General features: G+C 57.0%; 19 protein-coding genes and 1 tRNA gene. 12 read left to right on the top strand and 8 right to left on the bottom strand.

Annotated features, from left to right (window positions below; translation table 11 throughout):
* Positions 1–350 precede the first annotated feature (350 nt).
* Both MWC30_RS07185 and MWC30_RS07180 read left to right on the top strand, forming a co-directional pair.
* Positions 351–2096 carry a proline--tRNA ligase gene (locus MWC30_RS07185; RefSeq protein ID WP_244083482.1) on the top strand — a complete coding sequence of 582 codons (1746 nt, stop codon included), beginning with the start codon at positions 351–353 and terminating at the stop codon, positions 2094–2096.
* 164 nt (positions 2097–2260) lie between these two features.
* Positions 2261–2617: a ComEA family DNA-binding protein gene (locus MWC30_RS07180; RefSeq protein WP_244083481.1), complete on the top strand. Its 357-nt coding sequence runs from the start codon at positions 2261–2263 to the stop codon at positions 2615–2617.
* A 42-nt stretch (positions 2618–2659) separates the two neighbouring features.
* Here the strand turns inward: MWC30_RS07180 and tilS are convergent, their stop codons facing one another.
* Together tilS and MWC30_RS07170 are read right to left on the bottom strand one after the other, a co-directional pair.
* Positions 2660–4111, bottom strand: a complete 1452-nt coding sequence (gene tilS, locus MWC30_RS07175) for a tRNA lysidine(34) synthetase TilS (protein WP_244083480.1) — start codon at positions 4109–4111, stop codon at positions 2660–2662.
* A gap of 77 nt (positions 4112–4188) precedes the next feature.
* Positions 4189–5016, bottom strand: a complete 828-nt coding sequence (locus MWC30_RS07170) for a hypothetical protein (protein ID WP_244083479.1) — start codon at positions 5014–5016, stop codon at positions 4189–4191.
* Between the two features lie 256 nt (positions 5017–5272).
* Here MWC30_RS07170 and MWC30_RS07165 point away from each other — a divergent pair, with 256 nt between their 5' ends.
* From MWC30_RS07165 to MWC30_RS07140, 6 genes are all read left to right on the top strand, one after another.
* Complete coding sequence (locus MWC30_RS07165; protein WP_244083478.1) at positions 5273–6172, top strand: phosphoribosylaminoimidazolesuccinocarboxamide synthase; 900 nt, start codon at positions 5273–5275, stop codon at positions 6170–6172.
* Position 6173: 1 nt separating this feature from the next.
* Positions 6174–7202, top strand: a complete 1029-nt coding sequence (locus MWC30_RS07160; RefSeq protein WP_244083477.1) for a hypothetical protein — start codon at positions 6174–6176, stop codon at positions 7200–7202.
* Positions 7199–8338, top strand: coding sequence for a radical SAM protein (locus MWC30_RS07155; protein ID WP_244083476.1), 1140 nt, complete (start codon positions 7199–7201; stop codon positions 8336–8338). Before MWC30_RS07160 ends, MWC30_RS07155 begins: the two co-directional genes overlap by 4 nt.
* Positions 8339–8529: 191 nt before the next feature.
* Positions 8530–9714 (top strand): acyl-CoA dehydrogenase family protein, encoded by a 1185-nt coding sequence (locus MWC30_RS07150; protein ID WP_244083475.1) that lies wholly within the window; start codon positions 8530–8532, stop codon positions 9712–9714.
* A gap of 313 nt (positions 9715–10027) precedes the next feature.
* Positions 10028–11002, top strand: a complete 975-nt coding sequence (locus MWC30_RS07145) for a hypothetical protein (RefSeq protein WP_244083474.1) — start codon at positions 10028–10030, stop codon at positions 11000–11002.
* Positions 10999–11553 (top strand): DUF721 domain-containing protein, encoded by a 555-nt coding sequence (locus MWC30_RS07140; RefSeq protein WP_244083473.1) that lies wholly within the window; start codon positions 10999–11001, stop codon positions 11551–11553. Before MWC30_RS07145 ends, MWC30_RS07140 begins: the two co-directional genes overlap by 4 nt.
* Before the next feature lie 9 nt (positions 11554–11562).
* Here MWC30_RS07140 and uvrC read toward each other — a convergent pair whose 3' ends face one another.
* A complete protein-coding gene (gene uvrC, locus MWC30_RS07135) occupies positions 11563–13530 on the bottom strand; it encodes an excinuclease ABC subunit UvrC (RefSeq protein ID WP_244083472.1) in 1968 nt (655 codons plus the stop codon).
* Between the two features lie 211 nt (positions 13531–13741).
* Here uvrC and MWC30_RS07130 point away from each other — a divergent pair.
* A tRNA-Pro gene (locus MWC30_RS07130) sits at positions 13742–13818 on the top strand.
* A 261-nt stretch (positions 13819–14079) separates the two neighbouring features.
* Here the strand turns inward: MWC30_RS07130 and MWC30_RS07125 are convergent.
* The 3 genes from MWC30_RS07125 to MWC30_RS07115 form a co-directional block, all read right to left on the bottom strand.
* Positions 14080–18111, bottom strand: coding sequence for a restriction endonuclease subunit S (locus tag MWC30_RS07125; protein ID WP_244083566.1), 4032 nt, complete (start codon positions 18109–18111; stop codon positions 14080–14082).
* Between the two features lie 188 nt (positions 18112–18299).
* Positions 18300–19205, bottom strand: a complete 906-nt coding sequence (locus MWC30_RS07120; RefSeq protein WP_244083471.1) for an Abi family protein — start codon at positions 19203–19205, stop codon at positions 18300–18302.
* Between the two features lie 142 nt (positions 19206–19347).
* Entirely contained in the window at positions 19348–21453 is a 2106-nt protein-coding gene (locus tag MWC30_RS07115) for a class I SAM-dependent DNA methyltransferase (protein WP_244083470.1), read from the bottom strand.
* A gap of 713 nt (positions 21454–22166) precedes the next feature.
* Here MWC30_RS07115 and MWC30_RS07110 point away from each other — a divergent pair.
* Both MWC30_RS07110 and MWC30_RS07105 read left to right on the top strand, forming a co-directional pair.
* Positions 22167–22715 carry a hypothetical protein gene (locus tag MWC30_RS07110; protein WP_244083469.1) on the top strand — a complete coding sequence of 183 codons (549 nt, stop codon included), beginning with the start codon at positions 22167–22169 and terminating at the stop codon, positions 22713–22715.
* The gene (locus MWC30_RS07105; RefSeq protein WP_244083468.1) at positions 22712–23167 is read left to right on the top strand and encodes a hypothetical protein; all 456 of its coding nucleotides are present in this window, start codon (positions 22712–22714) and stop codon (positions 23165–23167) included. Before MWC30_RS07110 ends, MWC30_RS07105 begins: the two co-directional genes overlap by 4 nt.
* A gap of 41 nt (positions 23168–23208) precedes the next feature.
* Here MWC30_RS07105 and MWC30_RS07100 read toward each other — a convergent pair whose 3' ends face one another.
* Positions 23209–23745: a hypothetical protein gene (locus MWC30_RS07100; RefSeq protein ID WP_244083467.1), complete on the bottom strand. Its 537-nt coding sequence runs from the start codon at positions 23743–23745 to the stop codon at positions 23209–23211.
* A gap of 531 nt (positions 23746–24276) precedes the next feature.
* Between MWC30_RS07100 and MWC30_RS07095 the strand changes: the two genes are divergently transcribed.
* Positions 24277–24831, top strand: coding sequence for a nitroreductase family protein (locus MWC30_RS07095; RefSeq protein WP_244083466.1), 555 nt, complete (start codon positions 24277–24279; stop codon positions 24829–24831).
* A gap of 202 nt (positions 24832–25033) precedes the next feature.
* On the opposite strand, the gene MWC30_RS07090 is transcribed toward MWC30_RS07095, so the two are convergent.
* Positions 25034–25819, bottom strand: a complete 786-nt coding sequence (locus MWC30_RS07090) for a M48 family metallopeptidase (protein ID WP_244083465.1) — start codon at positions 25817–25819, stop codon at positions 25034–25036.
* Positions 25820–25947 lie beyond the last annotated feature (128 nt).

The raw sequence follows: 25947 nt of genomic DNA, 5'->3' as shown, positions 1-25947 counted from the left end.
CTCTAACTCTCTCCAATCAAACGACAAGAATTTAAGAGGCAAAAGAGTTGCTGTCAAGGCAACTTAAGGGAATGAGAGCGGATCCGGCCGAGGCCGGGAGCACACTGGAGGGGGGCTTCCAAGGCTTCGAAGCAGGCGGGCGTTTCCCTCAAATCCCCCTCAAGAGAGGGAGATAATGGTTGTGAAGCCAAAAGCATGCATGATAGGATTCCTACCTCTTGACAGGGACCCGGGATTCCTGGAGGCAGGTTGAAAGATGGGCGTTTCACGGGCTGGATGGAGGCCTTTTACGAGGCGCCCGGGTCGGTTTGTAGACTTATGGCTTGATGGATTTACGGAGGCGAAGCAGCATGCGGTATTCACAATGTTTCATCCATACCCTGTTTGATGTCCCTAAAGAAGCGGAAACACCGTCGCACATTTTTCTGCTTCGTGCGTCCTATATTCATCCCGTCGCTGCAGGCCTTTATTCACTCCTGCCTCTCGGCCACCGCGTCGCGGAAAAGATCAAAAATATCCTCCGTGAAGAGCTGGATGCCATTGGCGGGCTGGAGCTCACCATGCCCGTACTGAACCCGGCAGAGCTTTGGAAGACGACGAAGCGTTATTACGATATCGGCGGTGAGCTCTTCCGCCTGAAGGACAGGAAGGACAGGGACTTTGTCCTGGCCATGACCCACGAGGAGGTCGTGACGGACATTGCCAAACACTTCATCAAATCTTACCGGGATTTGCCCATCATGCTGTACCAGATCCAGACCAAGATCCGGGATGAGGCGCGTCCCAGGGCCGGTCTGCTCCGGGTGCGCGAGTTTTTCATGAAGGACGGCTACAGCTTTCACCGGGATTTTGAAGACCTGGATGCCTACTATCCCAAAATTTTCAATGCCTACCTGCGCATCTTCGCGCGGTGCGGGCTCAGCTCGGTACCCATCGAAGCAGATTCGGGCATCATGGGAGGGACGGGGTCTCATGAATTCATGCTGGAATCACCCAACGGAGAGGACCGGTTCGTCTTGTGCACTCAATGCGGCTATCGGGCCAATACGGAAAAGGCAGCAGGGTTGAAGCCTTCCTCCCAGGGGATCGAGGGCTCGCCCCCTCCCATGACGAGCGTGTCCACTCCCCAGGTCAAGACCATCGCCGACCTCGTGAGCTTTTTCAACGTGGGGCAGGAGCGATTCCTCAAGACAGTCGCTTATGAAGCCGATGGTCAACTGGTCCTGGCCGTGATCCGTGGAGATTTTGAAATTTCCGAAACGAAGCTCACCAATCACCTCAAAGCGATCCACCTGGACTTGGCCTCCGAAGCGTTGCTGACGGCCAAAGGCCTTTACGGTGGGTTCCTCTCTCCCGTCGGAATCGAGGGGATAAGGGTTGTGTGCGATACCTCCGTGGAAGAACACAGCCTCTATGTCGCTGGAGGGAATCAGCCCGATGTGCACCTGGAGAACATCCTGTTGGGTAGAGATTTCAAAGTTCCCGAGCGTGTGGACATCGCCGAAGTGCGGCAGGGTGACCCTTGTGCCCAGTGCGGACAGGGGACTCTCAACATCAGCCGTGGCGTCGAGCTGGGGCACACCTTCAAACTGGGGACGAAATACACGGCCCAGGATTCCATGGATGTCACCTACCTGGATGATTCGGGAGTGCAGCAGCGGGTCGTCATGGGATGCTACGGGATCGGCGTAGAGCGCCTCATGGCTTCTGTCGTGGAAAGGTGGCACGATGAGGGCGGAATCATTTTCCCCATCACCATCGCTCCCTTTCAGATTGAGCTGTGCTCCCTGGGCAAAAAGCCGGAAATCCTGGAGACGGGCGACGCGCTCTATGCTCAACTGAAGGAAAAATACGAGGTCCTCTACGACGACCGCGATGACTCGCCGGGTGTGAAGCTCAAGGATGCCGATCTCCTGGGGATCCCTGTCCGGGTCGTTGTCAGCCAGAAGCTGATGAAAAAGGAGGAGGTCGAAGTGAAAGTGCGCCGCACGGGAGAAGTGATCTTCTGCCCCCGCCAAGAGCTGGAATCCGTCCTGGAAAGGATCGTTCGGGAGCTTCAGCCCTCCCTGGAAGGACTGCCCTATCTGACTGAATAATATTGGAAAATGCGGAGCTCGGCCGAGAGGGTGGAACTGAAAAAAAATAGCACCGGGGGTGATTTTTCAGGTTGACTTCGTGCAGGCAGCGGATATGATTGTGAACGTATTGCAATGTTATACGCAAGACTCCCGGAGAGGCGGCCTCATGAGAAGGAGGCGCCATGAAAAAGAAATTTTCGGTTTCCTTACTACTCCTGGTTGTGGCTGCAGTGATATGTGGAACGTTTCCGGTTGTCTCGAGTGCGAGCTCCATGGAGGGGGGAACCAAGGCGGCGCAGCAAGAGCCGGCCACTGCCGGCCCGGCAGTGGACAAGGCAGTTCAGGGCTTGACAAACATCAACACGGCGAGCGCCGGGGAGCTGGAGAAGCTTTCCGGAATCGGCCCTAAAATCGCCGAGGAAATCGTCAAGTATCGGGACGCTAACGGCCCGTTCAAAACGGTTGAAGACCTCAAGAGTGTGAAAGGGATCGGAGTCAAAAAGTTTGAATCCATTCAAGCCAAAGTAACCGTTGACTGATTTTCAGACAATCCTTTGGCCGCCTTTCCGGGAGCATCCTTTTCACTCTTCAGCGGAAGCGCTGATTTTCAAGTGTTGCGTGACGACCAGGACCCTTTGAGTACTATCCTGCACTCTTACACGCTCGTCGAGACGCAGCCCCACGATCCAGCAGATTTTTTCAGCGTCACAGAGCAGAGGGATCTGCTTTCTTCTCTCCCTTGGAATCTTGCAGTCTACAAAAAAATCCTGCAATTTCTTGCTCCCTTTCATGCCCGAAGGGCGGAAGCGGTCGCCCGGACTCCAGTTGCGCAGCGTCAAAGGCCAGCGTACCCGGTCGGCGTCCAGCCGGACGCTTGTTACATCCTCGTGAGTTTTGGGCAGCATTGGCTGGGACTCCCGATCCTCTGAAGCAATTTCCAGGCGAAATGACCGCAATTCATAAATCCCCGGCCCGGGGATGAGAGTTTCCTCGAAGGGAGACTCACATTCGGGAGCCCCTGGAGGCCCCTGCGTAAATAGAAGCCTGTCTCCCTCCCGGCTCACGCGGACCCTTTCGGGCAGATCCATGAATTGTCCGGAGAAACTGTTGGGCAGCCATTGAACGATGGATTCCAGGTGGACGGCATAGATGTGCTGCAGATTCCCACGGATTTTGGAGAGGGCGCAGCGAAGCAGACGTTTTTGCTCCGCCCGATGCAGTGATGCGAGGCTGGGAAAGCTCAGTGCTACCCGTGACGAGGATTCTTCCCGGCAAAGGATGGGCCAAAGGCCTCTTTGGTGCTCCCGCCAGTAATCCTCTTCGTCTCGTGCCAGTCGGGCGTGGCGCGACAGGGTAGCGACGATCCCCCTGTGAAAAGCGGATTCGAGGCCGGGAAAAACCTCCAGCCGCAGCAGGTTTCTCTGGCAGAAAGGCTCGAAGTTGGTTGCATCGTCGCGGTATGGGAGCCCGGAAGCCCCGAGGTATTCGAGAATCTCCTGCCGCGTTGCTCCCATCAGGGGACGGATAATGCCCTCAGGGGTGGAAGGGAGCATTCCCGCCATGCCCGACGGACCCGTTCCCCGCAGCAGCCTGAGAAGGATCTCCTCGGCTTGATCGTTGGCTGTGTGACCCACGGCAAGGCATTGCGCCTGGAGCTGTGCGAGGGCTTCCCTGAAGAAGCCGTGGCGGCAGTCCCGTGCGGCCATTTCCAGGGAGATGCGATGCTGCCGCTGATGCGCCTTCACATCTCCCTGGGAACAAAGCAGAGGGACGGTGAGACGACGGGTGAGACCTTCCACAAAACTCTGGTCGTCCTCGGAATCCCTGCCTCTCAGGCGGTGGTTGAAGTGAAGCGCCGTCAACCCGGCAATGCCGAGAGCTTCTTGCAAGGAATGCAGCGCACTGAGGAGGGCTACGGAATCCGGACCTCCCGAAACGGCCACGAGGACATGGTCGCCTCTGCGGATGAGGCTCTCACTCAGGATGTAGGCCTGGATCTTTTGAAGGAAATGGGAGGAGGGCGGTGGCGGCATGAAATATCTCGCCGGGGATCTTCAAAAAACTTCCCCCCGAAGCCGGCGACTCGGGGGGAAATGTGGGGGACACTGGATCAGGACGTTTTGAAATCCACCGCGGGAGCGAGGGCGACACTGGAAGCCTTGTCGGTGGGCGATTCCTGCGAAGTTTTGCCGGGAAGCAGAGGAACGTTCTCCTTCCACTTCTTGCCGCTCACAAGGAGCTTTCCCTCGCGGCTCAGCACGGTGTTGTCTTCCAGGATGATGAGCCCAAACCGCTCGGCGACTTCACTCTTGTACTGGTATTCCATGGATCGCTTCCGGAGCTGATAATTGAGCACAATGAGAATCAACGCGAAGATCGATCCCACTGCCAGAAGGACGATGGCCGAGATGAGGAAAACCTTGACGGACTTCTCCCCCACCTGCGCCATGAAAGTGAAGATCGCATCCAGCTTGTAGATGAAACCGGCGCCGATCACCAGGAGCAGGAGCAGGGCCAAAAAGGGGAGACGGCGCAAAAAATGGACCCACCGGTAGATTTTCTGCATGCGTCCGGAGGGATCTCCGGCGATTTCCATGCCGTCGATCTCGAAGGCGTGCTCTTTGTCGGCTTCAGCCTCCGCTTCGGTGAAGTACTTATTGAAGCCCACGACCACCAGACCGATGAGGAACGTGATGGCGATGGGGGACAGGAAGGCAACCATGAAGTAGGCTTTCCATGGAAAAGGGATATCCACGGGGCCGAAGCGGTCGTATCCTCCATCTCCCAGCTGATAGAGCCAGCAGACCGCCAGAATGAGCACTTCCACCCAACCCAGGAAGAAGAGGTACTTCTTGAACAATTCCTTCCGTTCAAAGTCATCGAAGAGCGCTGCAATCCCACGTAAGGAACTGTTCGATGGGTCTGTATTTTTTTTCATATTCTCATCCCCGTGTGGTACGTTTCCTTTGACATATCTCTAGAAATACTTGATATCCAGTCGAAAGCAGGATAACAAAAGGCGGCGCACGGGTCAACCTGGATTTGTACGGCCCCCGCGCGGTTATTGCCGAGCGGAAGGTGCCCCTTTTGGATCCGTTGCCCCGGTGTGCATTCCCGGGCTGCGTGTGGCGGGAATGCTCCCAGGCGAAACGCTCGGTTCTCATTTTAATTCGAATATATGGCGGGAGGACCCAATGGTTCAAGGACCTGTTTTTGAAACGCACTTTCCCCAGCTGAAGCTGGTTTCGCGGGGCAAGGTGAGAGACATTTACGATCTGGGAGACAGCCTACTCATTGTGGCGACGGATCGCATTTCGGCCTTCGATGTCGTCATGCTCACGCCCATACCCGATAAGGGAAGGATTCTCACCCAGCTTTCCAACTTCTGGCTCAATTTCTTCAGCGATACGGTGGAACAGCACCTCATCAGCACCAACGTCGCGGATTTTCCCGCCGTTTGCCGCCCGTACAGCGAGGAGCTTGCAGGGCGCACCATGTGGGTGAAGAAGGCGAAGGTGCTTCCCTTTGAATGCATCGTCCGGGGTTACCTCGTGGGTACCGGCTGGAAGGATTACCAAAAGACCGGAAATGTGTGCGGCATCTCTCTGCCCCCCGCCATGCAGGAGGCTCAGAAGATTCCCGAGCCGATTTTCACTCCATCTACCAAGGCTGAAAAAGGGGGACACGATGAAAATGTTTCCTTCGATCAAATGTCTCGTGCCCTGGGTGAGGCAATGGCCGGGCAGGTCAGGGACATGAGCCTGAAAATTTACGGGAGGGCGGCGGAGTATGCTCTCAGCCGTGGAATCATCCTGGCGGATACGAAATTCGAGTTCGGTCTCATCGAGGATCGCCTGACCCTCATCGATGAGGTCCTGACTCCCGACTCCAGCCGCTTCTGGCCGGCGGACCGTTACATGGTAGGATCCAGCCCCGAAAGCTTCGACAAGCAGTACCTCAGGGATTACCTGGTGCAGTCGGGCTGGAAGGTTACGGATCCTGCCCCCCAGCTCCCGCCGGATGTTGTGGCCAATACCCGTTCGCGGTATCTCGAAGCCCTCGAACGCTTGTCCGGACAGGGACTTGCCTCCTGAGATGGACGCCGCATACTCATCGATTCCCCTCCGGCATATCGACTGGGAAGATTCGACCTACGCCATCCGGAGCTTCCAGCCCTCCACCGAGCTGGAAGCCTCTCTGGAGCGGCTGGGTTTTCTCACCGCTCCCTGGCTTCTCTGCCAGGGCGGGGAGCGGTTTGTCGTGGTGGATGGCTTCAAGCGGCTCCAATGGGCCAGGCGGAGAGGCCTTCCGGACGTCCTTTGCCGTGTGTATCCCGAGGGAACGGACACGGGGGAGCTCCGGCTTCGTCGGCTGGAAGGGAAGCTGTTCGCACCTCCCCTGAATGTGGCTGAAAAGGCTCAAATCATTTCGGAGCTTCTGGACTTTTTGCCGGCGCAAATCGTCGTGCGTGAGTATTTTCCCCGCCTGGGTGTCGCCTCACGGGTCGAGTCCCTGGAACGGTGGCGGGGCTTGGCCGCCGCCGGGGATGAAATGCTTGAAGCGGTGGCTTCTCAGGAGATTTTTGACCGGACCGCCCTCGAATTGATGGGGTGGGAAGAGAGGGCGAGGCTCGAGATGCTGTCGCTTTTCAAGGAGCTGAAATGCAGCGCCAGCGTGCAATTGGAGATTCTCGAACGCCTGACGGAAATCGCTCTGGGCCGGGCTCGGAAAAGGGGAGATCTCCTGCACGATGCCGAGCTTCAGTCCATTGTCGTGGATTCTACCTTGAACCACCGCCGCAAGACGGGGCTTCTGCGGGAGCGGCTCACCCGGATGCGTTTCCCACGGCTTCGAGCCCGTGAAGAGCGCTTCAACGCGCAATGGGAAAGCCTGTCCCTCCCGGGTTCTATCCGGTTGACCCATCCTCCGGCATTCGAAGGCGAACGGTGGCAGCTGCAGATCACTTTCTCGCGTCCCCGGGAGCTGATGGATCTCCTGGACAGCGCCGGGAAGTTTGCCCGGTCGCCTGCATTGAAGTCCATCATGGCTCCGCCTGAAGATCCAGGGGTGACAGGCTCTTCTCAAAGAAGCGTGACGATAGAAGGTTTTTCCAAAGAATTATGATCGTACATCCCCCCAAAAAGGTACTGATTGAAGCTGAGGTAGCGAACAGCCCTCTCGTGAAAAACCTGCGGGAGCGCCTTCCCTCAGCGGGCTTTGAAATCGTGGAGCGTGTTTCCGATCGGCGGGAAGCCGATCCGGAGGTGCTGGAGATCGTCGCCTTCCGGGGGCGCTTCATCAAGACGTGCCCGGGGACCCGCCATTATTGCTGCTGCGGCTATCGCATTCTTCACTTCGGGACGCAGTGCTCCCTGGATTGTACCTATTGCATTCTGCAGGCTTATCTCAACCAGCCCAATCTGAGGCTCTTCGGCAATACTCCCGACATGTTTCGAGAACTGGAAGAGGAGCTGCAGTCTCACCCGCGCAGGCTTTACCGTATCGGTACGGGAGAATTTACGGATTCCCTTCTCCTGGACCCCTGGACGGGGTTTTCCCGAGACTTGATCCCTTTCTTTGCCCGCCAGCCCAACGCTGTCGTGGAGCTCAAAACGAAGACTTATTCCGTAGGCTGTCTCGATGATCTGGAGCATGGAGGGCATACTATCGTGGCGTGGTCTCTCAATGCCCCTGAAATCCGCCGAAGGGAGGAATCGAGAGCCGCGGGCATCCGCGATCGACTGTCGGCAGCCCGCTATTGTGCAGAGCGTGGTTACTGGCTGGCGTTTCATTTCGACCCCATGATCCATCATGAAAACTGGCGCCAGGGATACGGGGAAACGCTGGACCGCCTGTTCGATGCCGTCGACCCGGGGCGCGTGGTCTATCTGAGCCTGGGGGCATTTCGCTTCATGCCGGAGCTGAAGGCCGTCATTCAGGCGCGCCATCCCCAGAGTCGTATCCCTTACGGGGAATTCATCCGCGGGTTGGACGACAAGATGCGTTATTTTCGGGATATCCGCGTGGAGCTCTATTCTTTCATGGTGGAACGCCTGCGGAAGGTGGATCCTGATCTTTGCGTCTACCTGTGTATGGAAGGTGAGGATATCTGGCGGGAGTCTTTCGGGTTTTCTCCCGAAGAGAAGGGCGGTTTGCCAGCCATGCTGGATCGTGCCGTCAAGGAGCGCATGAAGGTCGGCTTGCACTGCGATGAATGGCCGCTCCCCTCTGTCTGGACCCCTGAGTCGCGGCAATGTTGATCCACGTCTTCCCGGAAGGACGTGGTTTTAGTTTCGGATTTCTTTACGAAATTTGCTATTAACAAAATCGTCTTCTTATGGAGCGGAGTTTTTGGGGGAATGGATGGGCTGTGCCGGCCGGGGGAGGGAATTTCATTCCGCCCGGCCGATAGCAGGGGATGAAGTGGCATACCACCAAAGGGAGGATTCGGATGGATTTTCGGCTGACAGATGAACAACGCATGATCAAAGAAACCGTGCACAAATGGGCTGTCCAGGAATTGGGGCCCCTCCAGGAAAAGATAGATGAGGAGGACTGGTTCCCGCCCGATTTTTTTAAAAAATGTGCTGAAATCGGCATCCTGGGGATCACCATGGACGAAAAATACGGCGGCCTGGGGGGCGACATCCTCATGCAGACCCTCGCCATCGAAGAGATGAGCCGCATCTGCCCCGGTCTGGCCATGTCCTATGGAGCCCATTCCAACCTCTGCGCCAACAATATCCACAAGAATGCCAACGAATTCCTGAAGGAAAAGTATCTCCCTCCCCTCATCGCCGGAGAAAAAGTCGGTGCCCTGGGCCTCACGGAGCCCAACGCGGGCTCCGATGCCCTGGGGTTGCGCACCCGGGCCGTGAAAAAGGGCGACAAGTACATCCTGAACGGGAGCAAAATCTTCATCACCAACGGGACCATCGCCGACACGCTCCTCGTTTACACCAAGACGGATCCGGACCGTGGAGCCAAAGGGATCAGCGCTTTCATCGTGGAGAAGACTTTTCCCGGCTTTTCCGTGTCCCGCAAGATTCGCAAGTGTGGAATGCGCGGATCACCGACGGCGGAGCTCGTTTTCGAAGATTGTGAAGTTCCCGCGGAAAATCTGGTGGGCCAGGAAAATATGGGCGTCAATGTGGTGACCAGCGGCCTCGATTACGAGCGCATCGTTCTTGCCGGCGGTTCCGTGGGGATGGCTGAGCAGGCTTTGGAGTATTCCATCCAATACGCCGTGGATCGCGAGCAGTTCGGGCAGCCCATTGCCAATTTCCAGATGGTCCAGCAGAAGCTGGCCGACATGTATACACGCACGGAAGCCGCCCGCCTTCTGGTCTACCGGGCCGCCGAACAATCACAAAATGCTCCCCGGGGAGGAAAAGGCACCGAATTGACCCGCCAAGCCGCCGCCGCTATCCTTTTTGCCGCTGAAACGGCGACGTGGGTGTGCGATCAGGCTGTCCAGATCCACGGAGGCTATGGCTACTGCCTGGAATTCCCCGTCCAGAAGCTTTGGCGTGACGCGAAACTGTACGAAATCGGCGCCGGAACCAGTGAAGTGCGCCGTATGATTATTGCCCGCGAATTGACCCGGGAGGCTTTCGCCAAAAAGGCCCAGCGGTAAGTGTGTTGCATCCGGTGAAACGGCAGGGGCGCAGCTTCTGAAGCTGTGCCCTTCTGCATCTTTCTTCTACTGGAAAGACCCCGTGTCAAGGGTTTCGACTTCACGTGAGATGGGGGCGTCATGATGACGGCGACGATGGTTGGGTTTTTTCCAAAAGGAGATTGACAATATTTTCCGAGTGTGTTCGAGAATAGCGTCTTATTGGGGCTGTTGAGGCGCGTATCCCTCAGGATACCTGCGTCATGGGCGTGAACCATTGGTCCCTTTTCTCCCTGCCGGGAGAAGGGGGGATAGAGGGGACGATCTTTCATCCATGGAATACGGACTGAGAAGGTATGAGGCTGTACAGAGGCTTCGCTGGTTTTTGTTTTTCCTCGTCTGTCTGGCATTGGCCTATTCCATGGCGGGAACTTACGATATCTCCCCTCCAGCCCGTTTCCTGGCAGCCTCCTCCCTGAAAGTCAACGATCTGAAATCCGTCGGTTTTTGGTCCCGGCTTTCCTGGATCAGCGTGGAGCCCTTCGGATGGTTCCTCCTCTATGTGACCTGGGTTGCCTGGCTCTTTGTCCTGGGACGATTCGCGTGGCTCCTGGTGCAGTATGGAGGGAAACTTTATGTGCAGGATTTGCTCTCCCGCTACATCAAGAAACCCAGTGGAAGTCACCCCTCGGGTGCGATGAGCTCCATGTCCAACCACGCCCTTCTGTTCCCGACGGAACTGCTTCTCCAAAGAATCCGGCCGATCCATTGCCAGCTCATTTTTCATCCCTTCCGCCGCGTCCACCTCATGCTGACGGATTCCCAGGGAAACTTCTCTTCTGAAGACCTTGTGGAAAAGGAAAGGCGCGTGGCCGAAGCAGATTGGCAGATCCTCTGGGGCTCTTGGTCTCCCTTTCAGTGGCTTTTATGGCTCCTGCCGACCCTGGCTTTGGCGCAGGCGGTATGGTTGGTTTACGCTCAAATGCAGCCGGCCCTGTCCGGTCAGAGGGAGGTTCAGGATCTTCTCAAACCTGCTTTTGCAAGTGTCCTTCCCCTGGTTCAGGCCATCGCGCTTTGCATCTTTTTCAACCTTGCGGCCAGCCTCCTGAAACGTTTTGAAAACCTGTATCTCTCCAACGTGGATGCGTTGATCTACGATCAGTTCCTCTCCCGCCTGCCTTTTCAGAGCAGCGATACACTCATCATCCTGGAAACGCTGCAGCGGCAGTTCAAGGAAATGCACTCCGCCCTGCGGCGCCTGGAACGCTCCGCCGGGGCCGACAAAGAGCCCCCAGGAAAGCCCACTTGAAGAAGCCGGACCAGGAATTCACCGTCGGGCCTCTCCTGCGGCAGGTGCTGCGGAAGCATCCGGCATTCTCGGCAAGCCCGCTGGGGGACTGGGCGGACCTTGTGGGAGAGCAGGGCGCGCGATATTCTCAGCCGCGATCTCTCAGGGACCGAGTCCTGACGGTGACTGTCTATGACTCCGTCTGGAAGCATCACCTGGAGCTCTTGAAGGACGCTCTTTTAGAAAAAATCAACGCCAAGCATCCTGAACCTCTTGTGGATAAAATTGTCCTGAAAGTGGGGGATGTCCCTGAAACGGCTCCCGTGCTGAACCCTCAGTGGAAGCAGCTGGAGAAGGTCGCCTCCAGGGGCAGGAAGGCACGGCCTTCCGGCAGGAAGAAACTGCCTTCACGCGCTCTGACGCCCGAAGAAAAAAAACTCCTTCATTCCCTGCCGGACCCCGAGCTGCAAGCCATCGGCCGCCGCCTCTTGAAAAAGCTTCCCCTCGATGCGGAGCCCCCTGCGGAAGCGACTGCCCCGCAGGAAGAGGAGCCTCTGAACGGTTCCCACTGAGGGCTTCCCTCACACCTCTTCAGGCTGTCCGGATGTTTTCAGCACCTCGTAAATTCCCGCCGCAAGATTTTTCGAAATGCCGGGTAGCCTCTGGAGGTCTTCCAAGCTCGCCTTCTGAAGATTTCCCATACTTCCGAATTCTTGAAGCAGCAGCTGCCTCCGCTTGCTCCCCACGCCGGGAATGGCGTCCAGAGCCGACGCCAGCAGGTCGTGCCGGTGGAGGTGCTGGTAGTTGGTGATGGCGAAACGGTGTGATTCGTCCCGTAGGCGCTGCAGCAGGTGGAGGAGCTCCGGAAAACTGGACAGGATACGCGGGTTCTTGCGGCCCGGCAGGTAGATCTTTTCGTAGAAGCCGCGCCCTTTGTCACCAAGGTCCGCCTCCCTTTCCTTGGCGATGGAAATGAGAGGGAGCTGTTCGAGCATCCCGCGCTCCTGCAGCAGTCGGTGGATGCGGTTCAGCTGTCCCTTGCCGCCGTCCAGCACGAGCAGGTCCAGGCTGGCTGTGAGCTCCGGCTCCCGGGTGAAGAGGCGCTCCAGGGTCTCGGCCATCATGGCGGGATCGTCGGGCTCACTCTTTCCCTCGATGGGATAGGCGCGGTAGGAGCTCTTGTCCGGTTGGCCGTGATCGAACACCACGATGGCTCCCACGGCATGCTGCCCCTGGATGTTGGAAATATCCACGCAGGCCATGCGAAGGGGAACGCGGGGCGTCTTGAGCACCCGCTGGAGGCTTTCCAAGAGGCCGAGGTTCTTCTGCTGCATCCTCCTGCGGCTGGCAAAGCGTTCGCGTGCGTTCTTTTCAGCCAGTTCTAAAAGCTGCCGGCGGTCTCCGCGCTTGACGGGCCAGATGCGGACGCGTTTCCCCTTCAGGTCGCTCAGCCACTCCGTCAGGACCTCTTCGGCCTCGATCTCGGAGGGAATGAGGATCTCGTCGGGGATGTACCGTCCCTCCACATAATATTGCTGGATGAAGGCGGTGAGGATCTCTTCCGGCTCTCCCTGGGACTCCTTCAGATCGAAGTCTTTCTGTCCCACGATGACCCCCTGGCGGATGAAAAGCACCGCCAGTTCCGTTCCTTCCGTCTCCTGGTAAATCCCGATGACATCCTGGTTCATGAAACGGTCGGAAACGATGTGCTGCTTTTCCAGCATGGACCCGATGAACTGGAGGCGGTCGCGGTAGAAGGCGGCCTGCTCGAAGTGGAGGGCCTCCGCCGCCTGCGCCATGCGGTGGCGGAGCTGCTGTTGGAGAGCGTCCGTCTTGCCCTGCAGGAAGAGCACGACCTCGTCCACAATTTTTCGGTAGTCTTCCCCGGAAATCTTCCCGGCACAGGCCCCCAGGCAGCGGCCCATGGAAAAATTGAGGCACGGGCGTTCTCGGGGGATCAGCTTTTTCCCCCTGCACTGGCGGAGGGGAAACATCTGGTTGAGCATTTTGAGGGTTTCCCGCACCGCATAGCCTGAAGGGTAAGGGCCGAAGTACAGGGCGCCGTCCTTTTGAAAACGCCGTACGACTTCAAGGCGAGGGAAGGGGTCGCGCAGGTCGATGCGCAGGGAGGGATAGCTCTTGTCGTCGCGCAGGATGACATTGTAGCGGGGGCGGTGCTTCTTGATGAGGCTGGATTCCAGGAGGAGCGCCTCTTTCTCCGTGGAAGTGACGACATATTCGAGGTCTGACGCCCGGGCGACCAGAACGCGGGTCTTGGCGCTCACCGTTTCGGTCGACCTGAAATAGCTGGCCACTCGTTTTCGAAGGTCACGGGCTTTGCCCACATAGAGAACGGTCCCGTCCCCGTCCTTGAACAGGTACACACCGGGCAGATGGGGAAAAACCTCCGTCCTGGACGCCAGGGAGCGAGGGGGTTCCGTCATGCCCTCGGGCATGCCTTCATGAATTGCCTCGGCCGGGTCCTGGGGCATTCCCTCGGGACCAGCCCCATGCACCTCGGCGGCGGGGGAAGATTCCTTCGAAACCATGTGCGATCCTTTCAAATGGCGGTTGCATTTGTTTGCGGACCCATTGTTTCTCATCCTCCCCCGTAAATCAATATTCCTTTGGAGCGGCCATGCCATGATGCCGTGCCGGCGACTCGCACCGGTTCGTGGCTCGGGTGCAATGACGCCGGACCGCCTTTTGAAATGTGTAGACAGGCAATCGAATTTTTGTTAAAAGGTTCGTCTATTCGGTCGGGACGTGGCTCAGCCTGGTAGAGCGCTGCGTTCGGGACGCAGAGGGCGCTGGTTCGAATCCAGTCGTCCCGACCAACTTTTTATTATGGTTTCGATAGATTACTAACTTTGTGTGCCGCTTTTGAGTGTACCTCCCGTGTCCTCTCATCACTCGGTGTACCACCCGCCATGGCAAAACCCCTCCTGAGCTCCTCCTCCTGAATCTGAATGTACCGCAACCCTGCCTTTGATGTCGTGTGGGCAGAAAGCCTCATCACATCTTCCGTGCTCATGTTCTGCCGGTAAAATTGCATGGTGCCGTGGCGTGTTCCACCTTGGATTTGGTCGAGTAAACCATCACGCACTTTTTTCGGTTCCTCGAATCGAATCGAAAATCTCTTTTGCGAGAAGAGGGAAGGCCGAGGATTGAAAATCCGTGTCTGACATATAGCGTGTTACGATTTCGTCATTTTCGGCCAACCGCTGAATCATGAAGTCCTCGATGAGCTTGCGAATACCGAGCTCAAACTTATCCAGGGGATTTGCCAGGGCCGTCTGGATGACCTGTTCGTCCTTGCAGGCCTTTTCCTTGATCTGTTGGAAAAATAAGCGGTCCTCTTCCGTGAACTGCGTACCGAATCGCTCGTTCAGAACGGTGATGATTTCCGACAGCGGTATTTTCTCGTCTTTGGCTTTGCCCGTGCCGACGTCGGTGGGACTCTTTATGGGCTGGGGCTCACCTTCCCGGATCTCGATGGCGCCCGAGTGGACACGCTCCAGCCGGTAATACTCCAGTGCCACTTCATCGCGCACTTTGAGGGTCGAGGTATCCCGGTCGATCGGCAAATGGGGGAGAAGAAACCGCCCATAACTGTAAAGCATTTCCAGTTCAGGATCGGCGTAGGGGATAATTTGGCTCAGGAACGCGTAGAGCTTCACATATCCGCTCAATCTGTCCCGGAAGGCCTTCCGGTCTTCTTCCTCCTCAACCCCTTTGAAGCGGTCCACGGCCGGCTGCAGGTGCCGCTGCATGTGGGCATGATCCGCGGAGGTCTGCCGTTCCCTCGGCTTGTAGAAGACCTTTGCGAATGCCCTCACTTCACTCCAGTGGTAGATTTGTGCCTGGTCAAGCTCATGCTTGAGCGTTTCGAGCTTCGACGGGTCGGATGCTTCCTGCAGACCCGTTGCGTCGTAATAAGGCTTGAAGGCCCGGTAGATGTCTTCAGCTTCGTTGACGAAGTCCAGCACAAAGGGAGACTCTTTACCGGGAATCATCCGATTGAGGCGCGAAAGAGTCTGCACGGCCTGGACACCGTCGAGTCGTTTGTCCACGTACATCGTTTGCAACAGGGGCTGGTCGAAACCGGTCTGATATTTGTTGGCCACCAGAAGGACTTGATAGTCGGATGAGCCGAAGCGTTCGGGGAGCTGGGCCTCACTGATGGGCTTTCCGGTGGCTGTGTCCACATTCATGCCCGGTTCGGTGTATTCGAGTCCCGTCTCGGGATCTCTCACCGTGCCGCTGAAGGCCACCAATGGACGCACATCGTCGTAGCCGTTTTCGGCGATGTAGCGTTGAAAAGCCTGCATATAACGAACAGCGTGAAGACGCGAAGAAGTGACCACCATGGCCTTGGCTCTGCCGTCCAGCCGATATCTCACGCTGCGCCGGAAGTGCTCCACCATGACTTCGGTCTTCTGTTCGATGTTGTGGGGATGGAGGCTCATGAACTTGGCCAGAGCCCTCGCCGCTTTTTTCCTGGGCAGCTCCGGATCGTCTTCGGCCGCCTTGAGCAGTCGATAATAGGTCGCATAGGTGGTGTAGTTCGCCAGCACATCGAGAATGAAACCCTCTTCGATGGCCTGGCGCATGCTGTAGATATGGAAGGCTTCGGGTAAGCCAGCCGGTCCCGGCCTTCCGAAGAGCTCCAGCGTCTTTCCCTTGGGTGTGGCGGTAAAGGCAAAAAAACTCAGGTTGGGCTGCCGGCCGCGGGACTGCATGATTTGGTTCAAACGGTCTTCCCAGTCCGCCTCGCCTTCGTCGGGCTCGTGCATGGCGGCGCCAAGAATTGCCTTGAGCTCCCGCGCCGTTTCTCCCGTCTGGCTGGAATGGGCCTCATCCACAATGATCGCATATTTCCTCGCCGCGATGGTCGCTTCCCATTCCTTCGCCTGCCGTTTCTCCTCCTCGGTGGCTTTCTCCTGGCTTTCCGCACCCGCCGCATGCAGCAATCCCCGCAGCACGAAGGGAAATTTCTGGAGGGTCGTGATCACGATCTTGGTGCCGTCAATGAGCGCCGCCGCCAACTGCCTGGAATCCTGATCGATGGCCTTCACCACGCCCTGGGCGTGCTCGATCTGGTAGACGGCGTCCTGGATCTGCTGGTCGAGGACCCGCCGGTCGGTGATGACGATCACGCAATCAAAAATTTTCCGGTCGTCCTTGTTGTGCAGGCTGGCCAGCCGGTGGGAGAGCCAGGAGATGCTGTTCGTCTTCCCGCTGCCGGCCGAATGCTGGATGAGGGTGTTATGGCCCGCTCCTTCGTCCCTGGCCGTGGTCACGATCTTACGTACCGCATCGAGCTGGTGGTACCTTGGGAAGATCAGTGCTTCCTTGACGAGTCTGCGTTTTCCACCCCGCCCGTCGTCGGCCTTTTCCTCCTTCCTTTCGATGAACATGAAGTGGCCGAGAATGTCGAGGAAGCTGTCACGCGCCAGCACCTCTTCCCAGAAGTACCCGGTTCGGTAGCCCGAAGGATGTTGCGGGTTCCCCGCTCCACATTGGACCTCTCCCGGGTGGCTGCCTCGATTGAAGGGCAGAAAGTGCGTCAACCCCTTCTGCAAACGCGTCGTCATGTGGATTTCGTCAGGGTCGGCGGCAAAATGCACCAACGCGCGCTTCTTGAAGCCAAAGAGCGGCGCGCGCGGGTCACGGTCCTGCTGATACTGGTTTACTGCGTGACGCCGGTTCTGGCCAGTACCCGGATTTTTCAATTCGCAGGTCGCCACGGGAAGTCCGTTCACAGCCAAGAGGAGGTCCACCGTCTCGTGCTTCCCGGGGTGACAAAGCACCTGGCGTGTCACAGTGAGCTGGTTCAGCTCGTAGAGCCTCAAAACCTCCTCGTTCAGACCGTGAGCGGGCTTGAAATAGGCCAGTCGAAAGGTCTTGCCGTAGAATTTGAAGCCGTGCCGCAGGACATGCAGCGTTCCCTTGAGGTCCAGTTCCCGCACCAAAGTGGTGAGGAGCAGGTTTTCCAGGCCGGTCCCGTGCAACGCCCTCATGTCCTGCCAGAGCTTGCTTTGAGTCTCCTCGATGAACGCTTGGACTCTGTCGATGAGGCGGTCGATCTTGGCGGTTTCGCGGTCCAGGTAGTCGGCGATGGCGCGTTGTTCCGGGAGAGGGGGAATGGGTATTTTGAGCGATGAGATCTGCTCGCAGGTGATCGCCCCTTTGGTACTGCCAGTACCATCGCTTTCGCTGCGAAGGAAGAGATACGCCATGTCGAACACTCGCCGAACGAACTCGACATAAGCGCTCGTGAGCCGAGGCTTCACGAATGCCAGATGTTGATTGATTGTAGCCTCGATCAGAAGCGTAGTGGCCATCCCTCTGGTTTTGCCTTGTCCAGTAATGCCAACAAGAACTGCGGGAGGGGCTATACGAGGCAAATGACACTCGGCAAAAGCGAGATCAGTCACAAATTCCTCTGCCGTGCTAACCGACTCTTGATTCACAACAGAGCTGTTGAGCCACGGATAGCCGCTATCGCACCAGTAATCGTTGTTTTCTCTGTTTGGCGTCGAGCCATTACCAACTTGAGCCAGATACTTAACTGGCTTTATCTCCCAATGTTTTGGCACATCACCCAGCCATTCAACTCCCGAGGGTTTCAGCCTCGGATGGGGATCGAGTCCTGCAGCACGCGTGGCTTCGGGCGGGAGACCGCGTGTGACTGTTCGCGAGATGAGGGCGGTCCGTTTCTCTTTCAACCTTTCGGTCAGCTGCCGCTTTTTTGCGACCAGCGTATCGAGCTTCGAAGTCTCTCGGTCTAGGAAGTCAGCGATGGTGCGTTGTTCAGATGGAGTGGGCCATGCGGCCCAGAACAGATAGATCCTCTGAGGATTTGCCCTTTGATGACTGCGGGTGACCGACTGCACGGCAGCATCGAGATGTTGGCGAAACAACTCAGAGAGCGTGAGATAAAATAGGAATTTAAGGTCGCAATCACGGACTCGAAGAGCAACGAATTCAGTCGAACACACTGTCAAAATCTCTGCCGGCTCAGCAAGACAGATAGTCGCCTTTCTAGGGTTGAGTTTCGATATGAGCAGTACCGGTTCGGTTATAATCTGCTTGGCGCTGGCAATGTTCTCACCCTCTTCGACCATACCCGTCCCCATCTCTTGTACGGCTGGTATGGAGTAGTGAAAAACTTCACGGTAGGCAAATATGTCTGGTGCTAGTTGGGGGCGTTCTATCGTAACAAATGGATCGGAACGTTTCACCTCCCAATGCTCCGGCACCTCCCCCAACCACTCGATGCCGCTCTCCTTATACTTCGGGTAAGGGCTGTATTTCATATGCCGTCCCTCCAGGGAGAAAGCTCTCTCCGGTCTTCGGGGAAGCCCATGGCCCTCGTGTCAGCACTTGCATGATCTTCAACAAGCCGCCTCATCCTTTGAGGCCATGAAGTGCCTGGGCTGATGAGCAGGAGCAGGTATCCCAGCATGACGAGCGTATTGAAGACGTAGCGATCCGCTTTGGTATTGAACATCGCCCGGAGATGGGCAGGATGCTTCGGAATGGTCATGGTGAACGTGAGCCTGCGATTCCAGAGCCTGGAATGATGGGCCGTGATATTGCGGATGTGCGTCAGGTGATGCATGAAGGAACTGAGAACCGTTTCGTCAATGGCATATGCTTTCGATATCGCCTGCCGGTCTTGACGGTGTTTGAGATTATTGAACCACTTGGAAAGCTGCCCGAAAGACATCACCTCACAGACCGTCCAGAGGGGAGGAAGGGGAGGATCCTCGTACTTACTCCGATAATGCTCTATGAAGGTTTCACGGCTTCGATCGATCTCTTCTTTCAAACTCTGAATGAGCTGTCCGTGGAAATTTTTGTTTTTAAAAAGGCTGTGGTCCAGGTAGGCGTGACTGCCATACTTCAAGGAAAGGACATAGGCAAATTGGGTCCGGAAGGAAACCTCGACGCGTTCGATGGCTTCGAGCACCACCAGGCGAAATTTGCGATCGAAGATGTACAGGGTCAGGGCGTCGTCAAATGAAGTCCCCATTCTAAAGCAGTGATCGGAACTGCCGGTGGGAACCTCGAAGGGGAGCCAGTAGGCGCGCAGGCGGTAATAATTGATATGAGCGAGGTATCGGGCGGCACGCGCGCGATCGGGAATCTCCATCCCACGCGATTGAAGGAGGTCGAGCTGATCATCGAAACTAAGAGGGGGCTTGGCGTATTTCACAGCCGGCCCCCGAAATGAGTAACCCGCCGGGGTGCGCATATCAGACCGAAGTCTGCAGAGGCGGGGCGGGTGTTATTCAAAAGATTGCTTGTACCAATAACAGAAAACCTCATCGATGTCATCATATTTTGTCGGGAAATGCTCACGCCGTCACCTCCGAGAGCAGTTCCACGATTTCACGTTCAAGGGCTTTGATGTCCGCTTCGATTTCTTCCAGGGGACGCGGAGGTTCGTAGCGGTAGAAATGGCGGTTGAGGGGGATTTCATAGCCGATTTTGGTCTTGCTGCCGTCGATCCAGGCATCGGGCACGTGGGGGAGAACCTCCCGCTGGAAGTAGGCTTCGATGCTCTCCTTGAGCGGCACGGTTTCGGTATCGCGAAGCTCCGGGTCCGGCTCGGGATTGCCGTGGCGGTCGCGACAGATTTCAGCCGTATCATCGCGCTCACCCAGCGCATTCAGCAGAGCCTTGAGCTCCGAGGCGCTCAGGCGCACGCCATGCTGCCGATCCATCTCTCGCAGGGCCAGGAGGAAATCCTTGCGGTCCTTATGGATCTTCCCGCCATGGGTCGTGGCGAAAACCCGCAACAGCGCGCGGATTTCCTCCTGACGGTTCTTGCCCGCCTCGATTTCCTTCAGGCGGGCCGCTTCGCTTTTCTTATTGCTGGTAGCGAGGTTTTTGAAGACCGTTTCATCTTCGAGCCGTTCGAGGCGCTCCGCACTGGCCTGAAAATTGAGGCGGAGGGGGCGTTCGACGGTGATTTTGCTGAAGCCGAAATCGGCGTTATCGAAAACTTTGCTGACCGTGAGGGTCTTTTCGTTTCCCTTTCCATTCATGGAGAGAGTGCGTGCTTCATCGTGCTGAAAATTACCGAAGATGCGCGTGATGTCTCCGATCTGGTCGGGCTCGTTTTCATCCCTGTCCCCGATCTTGTTGCGCTTGTTGCCCAGGCTCTTTTTCATTTTCACGTAAAACTGGCGCGCATCGATGAGCTGGACCCTGCCCTGACGCCGGGGCTCCTTCCGGTTGGTGAGCACCCAGATGTAGGTGGAGATGCCGGTATTGTAGAAAAGCTGGTCGGGCAGGGCGACGACGGCTTCCAGCCAGTCGTTTTCGATGATCCACTGGCGGATGTTGCTCTCGCCGCTGGCCGCATCGCCGGTGAAGAGGGGCGAACCGTTGAAGACGATACCGATGCGGCTGCCGCCGTCTTGTGGCGTGCGCATTTTGGAAAGCATGTGCTGAAGGAAAAGGAGGGAGCCGTCGTTGATGCGGGGCAGTCCGGCGCCGAAGCGCCCCTGGTAGCCCAGTTGTTCGTGCTCCTGCTGGATAAAGCGGGCCTGCTGCTTCCATTCCACACCAAAAGGGGGATTGGCGAGCATGTAGTCGAAGGTGATCTTCTGCCCGTCCGGGGTGCGGTCGAAGCCGTCCTGGGTGAAGATGTCCCCGAGACGGATATTGTCGGCGTCTTCGCCTTTGATGAGCATATCGGACTTGCAGACAGCCCAGGCTTCGTCGTTCCAGTCCTGGCCGAAGAGGAGCGGATTGGCTTCCACATTGAGGGTGCGGATGTAGTTTTCCGACACCGAAAGCATGCCGCCTGTTCCGCAGGCGGGGTCGTAGATCGTTTTTACCACGTGGCTGCGGCGCAGATCCTGCTCCGGGGAGAGAAGCAGGTTGACCATGAGCTTGATGACTTCACGTGGGGTGAAATGCTCCCCGGCTTCCTCGTTCGATTGTTCCGCACCGACCCGAATGAGCTCTTCGAAGACATAACCCATCTGTACGTTGTCCACGCGATCCTCGGAAAGCTGAATCCCGGCAAAGGCCTTGACGACCTCAAAAAGGAGGTTCTTCTCGGCCATTTTGGCGATCTGCTGGTCGAAGGCGAATTTTTCCATGATGGCGCGGACGTTCGATGAGAAGGCGTTGATGTAGCTGTTGAGGTTGGGGGCGAGCTGGTTGGGATCGTCGAGCAGCCTGGAAAAGTCGAGCTTGGAAAGGTTGTAGAAGGGACGGCCCGTGGTCTTTTGAAGAAGGCTGCGGACCACATTTTCCGGCTTGGTTTTTATGGCCGCATACTCTTCAAGGACTTTGTCCCTGGTGGGTGCAAGCAGGCAGTCAAAGCGCCGGAGCACGGTGAGCGGAAGGATGACTTTTCGGTATTCATTCCTCTTGTAAGGGCCTCGAAGCAGGTTGCAAATGCTCCAGATGAAGCCGGCCAGTTGTGAGTGAGTCTCCGGGGTCAAATCAAAGCCTCCAGCTTTTTTGTTATAACGACCGGCAGGGGAAATCCACCGGGTTTTTTGATCGTATGGTCAATGGTCCATCCAGCTCGAGGGTTTCTCGCGCTGAGAGCTATGTGCTCCTCCCTTTCGTATTGAAATCGATTTAAGATGTATACCCTGACCGGCTCCGACTCAAGAAGAAAGCACTCTCCTCGGCACTGCACCGACCACCCCCGAGGGAGACCCCATCAACATATGATTTGGAGGGCGTGTTTCCTGAGAACTGCCGGATGAGAGATGCGAGCATCATTTTTAGAGGTGCCGCCGAGCCCACCCAGTGACATCATGGCCATGACGGAATAGGCGAAGGCCTTCCGGCCTTCCTTGCCTCCGTGGAGGAGGATGGACCGACACAAGGAGAGGAGGTTGCGGCGTTCAGAGGGGTGGAGAGCCGGGCAAGAAGGGGAAAAACCCGGCTCTCCGTAGGAGGGATGGTACGAGGTGGAAAGAATCACTTCCCGCTGCCTGAAATAGCGCAGGAATGTGGGGAAAATATGGAGAAAACGTAGAGAAGTTTTGAGGATTTTCCATTTCGCGAAGGTTATATAAAAAAGAGAGCCTGCCAAGATGCTTCTTACTGTTGTTGATCGGCGCTTCTATTGCCTTTAAGGAGCAGTAGGCGGGATTGATTTCACGTCGTGGCGAGAACATCGACTGAACAGGAGGTCACCAACATGCGCACCTTTGCACTGAAAGACAATCAAGTGCCCAAAAGCCGGGTGCCGAGCCTCTCAAGCTCCAGGGTGTCGCCTGCCGGGCAGAGCCGTTCCAAACGGTCCATCTTTTCTTTACAGCGCTTTGTGGGCCACGAAGGGGTCCGGCAGCTGCCGCGCCATCAGACACAGACGGACGTGGGTTCGACGGCAATCGCACCGTTGTCTGCGAGGCTCAACTCTTCCCGAATGCCTGCGCATCCCAATGCCTTCAGTCATCTTCAGCCGAAGCTAAAGGTCAATAGTCCCGGCGACAGGTACGAGCAGGAGGCAGACCGTATCGCCGGTGAGGTCATGGCGATGCCGGGACGGGCACAGTGGCGGGAAGGTTCAAGCAGGGGCGGGGATTGCCCCACCTGTCCGGCAGAGCAGGCGGGGCAGTTATCCCGGCCCATTGCAACGGTTGGAAATGGGACGGACGGTGCTTCGGAAACGTTCGCGCCCCTGACTGCCCCTGACGTGCTGCGCGGTCCCGGGCAACCGTTGAACGGGCCGGCTCGCCGCTTTTGAGCGCCAATCGGCAGCCCGAGATGCAGGCTTACAGCGCCGGTTCCATCATCCGCGGCACACGCTACAACGACTACGACGGGTGGACGCTTGCCGCAGCGTCGTTCGACTTCGAGGTGGAGGATGCCGGCGCACGCGTCGATGTTCGTGCGGGTGCGGAGGTTGCCGGGGTACAGCGCAGCACCGGTGCCGGGACTTATGTGAAGGATGCGTGGGTCGAAGCCACAGTCACTCCCGGAAGGGCTTTCATCGATGCCGAGGTGGGCTGGTCAAGACCCTTTCGCTGGACACGTGCGCGATGGGACTTCCAAGTACATGACGCCGCAGCTGTCGAGCTCCCGGTGGAAATCCGAGTCCAGCATGCGGGAAGGATGACCATCGCTCAGCGGCTCATCAGCTTTTTCGGCGACGGGAGCACGGAGATGGACTTCACCCGCACGCCGACCACGCGTTGACCTTGTCGAGGTCAAGGCCAACGCGGCGGTAATTCCATCCTTCATTTTGATGGCTTCTCAGGGATGCTTTCCATGTCCTCTGCCCTCATGGAATTGGGAATTGCCCCCTCCATTCGAGTGGTTCCTGGGCGGATGTGGCCGGGATTTTTCACCTCCACCGCCGCGATTCCCACGGTCTTCCCAGTGTCTGTCCTTTTGTCGACCTTGCGAGTCATGCTGAATTTGCCGAACCGGTGCTCGCCGGGTGTCCCTTTGCTGGTTTTGCCAACGCTCCTTCTGGGAGGGTGGCCTGGAATTCCATCCGTCCACACCCCACTTCTGTTGCTTTTCCCAATGCTTGTTTCTTTGCCATCCACTCCAGTTGCGCTCGAGCTGGTGATAGGGTACTCGCTGCGGGGTCCATCGATATCCCTTCCAGCGATAGGCACTGTAATCATTTCTCCAACCTGGAGGGATCCCTCTGTAAAACGACGGCACTCCCCGATAGTAATTCCATCCCGATTGATAGTGCCGTGACCGATACCAACGTCCCTGCCATGGGCGCCACCAGTAGCCATTATAGAAAAAAATGTCCACATCGATTCCTGGGACAAAATAGGCATATGTCCCAGGGATCACAACGACCTCCGGGGGTGCCGAAAACCCGACGGGCGGGGGCAGAACGATGGAAATGTCCACCGACCCTGCCTGTGTTGGAATGGGCACGACCATTGCCAGCCCCAAAACCATTGCTCCGAAAAGTGACCTTTTCATGTTGCTGCCCTCCTTATCCATCTGCGATGCCCATGCACATCCGAGAAACAGTCTGTTGCGAGGACGGTTTACAACCCGCATTCTACCCTACTCATCCACAGAACAAAAGCAAGAGTGCCGAAACGTTCGGTGCATCGGCTCCCCCATGGTGAAACGGCGTTCGTTACGCTGGTGTGTATAACGGAAAACCATGTGGAAATTATGGAGGAATGATGGGAAAAGATTCAGGGCTTTATGCTCCTGGATCAATAAATCCCCGGCAACAAGAGTCTTTCGGTGTTTCGTCTGCCGTTGCTCTCTGAGCGGATTTGAGGTAAAGTCTCAGGCATTTCTGAAAAAAATCGAGGAGGATGAGAATGGATATCGCAAACGCCATTGCCAAGAGGAAGAGTGTCAGAGCCTACCTGGATCAGCCGGTTGCGGCCGAGGATCTGGAAAAGATTGTCGAGGCCGGTCGGTGGGCACCCAATGCCGGGCCGCTTCAGATTTCGGTCATTCGCAACGCCGCGCTGCGCCAAAGGATCAATGATCGCACCCTTGCTGCCATGGTTCACTCGGGCAACAAGTTTTTGCAGGAGAGAGCAGCCCTCCCGGGATACCAGCCCCTTTATGGTGCGCCCGTGCTGATCCTGCTTTCCGGTCCTGCAGATGCCCCTTTCAGCGCGGTCAATACGGCGCTCGCCGCGGAGAACATGCTGCTTCAGGCGACGTGTCTGGGGCTGGGATCCTGCTATCTGGTTTCGCCCACGATGGCCTTAAAAGGGGAAAAGAATCGTGACCTGTTGCTGGAGGCCGGCATCCCGGAGGGGTACGTGGTCCAGTGCGCAGTCATTGCAGGGCATGCGGCAGCCGAGAACAGGTTCACCCTGGGGGAGCGGACCCCGAAAGGGGCTGTCAACTACGTTGATTGAAGCTCAGGAGAGGTCCATAGAACAAGGTGCCCTTTTTCATCTCGCCATGACGGCAAGAGCCGGCATCCGGTAAATTCTCTGGATTCCGGATCAAGTCCGGAATGACAACACCTTGTCGGTCACTCCATTGCGTTGAGCTGAGCTTGGGACCTGTCGGAAGTCCCTCTCGCCCTCTTGGGGTGAGGGGGTTGCACACGGCCTTTCAACGGCGATAGTATTTCATGGCTTCAGGGATGAACTTCTTGATTTCCTCGATGCGAGCCTCATCGGTGGGGTGGGTCGAGAGGAAGGCGGGAGTCGCGGATCCGCTCTTGGAGCTCTTCATCTTTTCCCAGAAGCTGACGGCGGCATTGGGGTCGTATCCCGCCTTGGCCATGAGGATCAATCCGATGCGGTCGGCTTCGTATTCCTGTGTCCTGCTGTAGGGCAGGGTGACTCCGACTTCCACTGCCACGCCATAGGCGGTGTTGAAGGCGCTCAATGCAACAGGAGACGAGATGTTCAAAAGCCCGGCAGCCACGGTTTGCCCGGTTTGAGCAAGCAGCGCGGTGCTCATGCGTTCAGCGCCGTGGCGCGCCACTGCATGGGCAACTTCATGGGCCACAACGGTTGCGAGCTCCCCGTCGGTTTCAGCGTATTTAAACATTCCCGTATAGACGAAGACTTTGCCGCCCGGCAGGCAGAAAGCATTGACCGTCTTCGGGTCGTCGAGCACGCGAAACTCCCAGGCAAAGTCCGGGCGATCCGCCGCCCCCGCGATTTTCCGTCCCACTTGCTCCACTTTCTCGACGTAGACAGGGTCTCGACTGGGCTTGGCTTTGCTCAGCACTTCCGCGGAGGCCCGTTGGCCAAGGGCCAGCTCCTGGCTCGGTTCGATGAGCATGAGCTGCCTTCTTTCGGTGTAGGGAGCAGTGGCACAAGCGCTCAAAGCGAAAACCAATAGAGCGAAAAGTACGCCAATGGATCTGAGCTTCGATATTTCAACCATCGGATCTCCTTGCGTATTTGTGAATGTTCCTCTCGAGGTTCCTGCGAATCCATGGGGGAGAGCGACTTTTACATGCATTTATTCCACAGGGAGAGTCTCTTGGCAAGGAAATCAGGGTGCACACGGTG

It is taken from the genome of Desulforhabdus sp. TSK (genome assembly GCF_022836495.1).
Taxonomy (GTDB): domain Bacteria; phylum Desulfobacterota; class Syntrophobacteria; order Syntrophobacterales; family Syntrophobacteraceae; genus Desulforhabdus.
The sequence above is the reverse complement of the archived record's forward strand: the minus strand, read 5'-3'. Positions and strand labels throughout refer to the sequence as shown.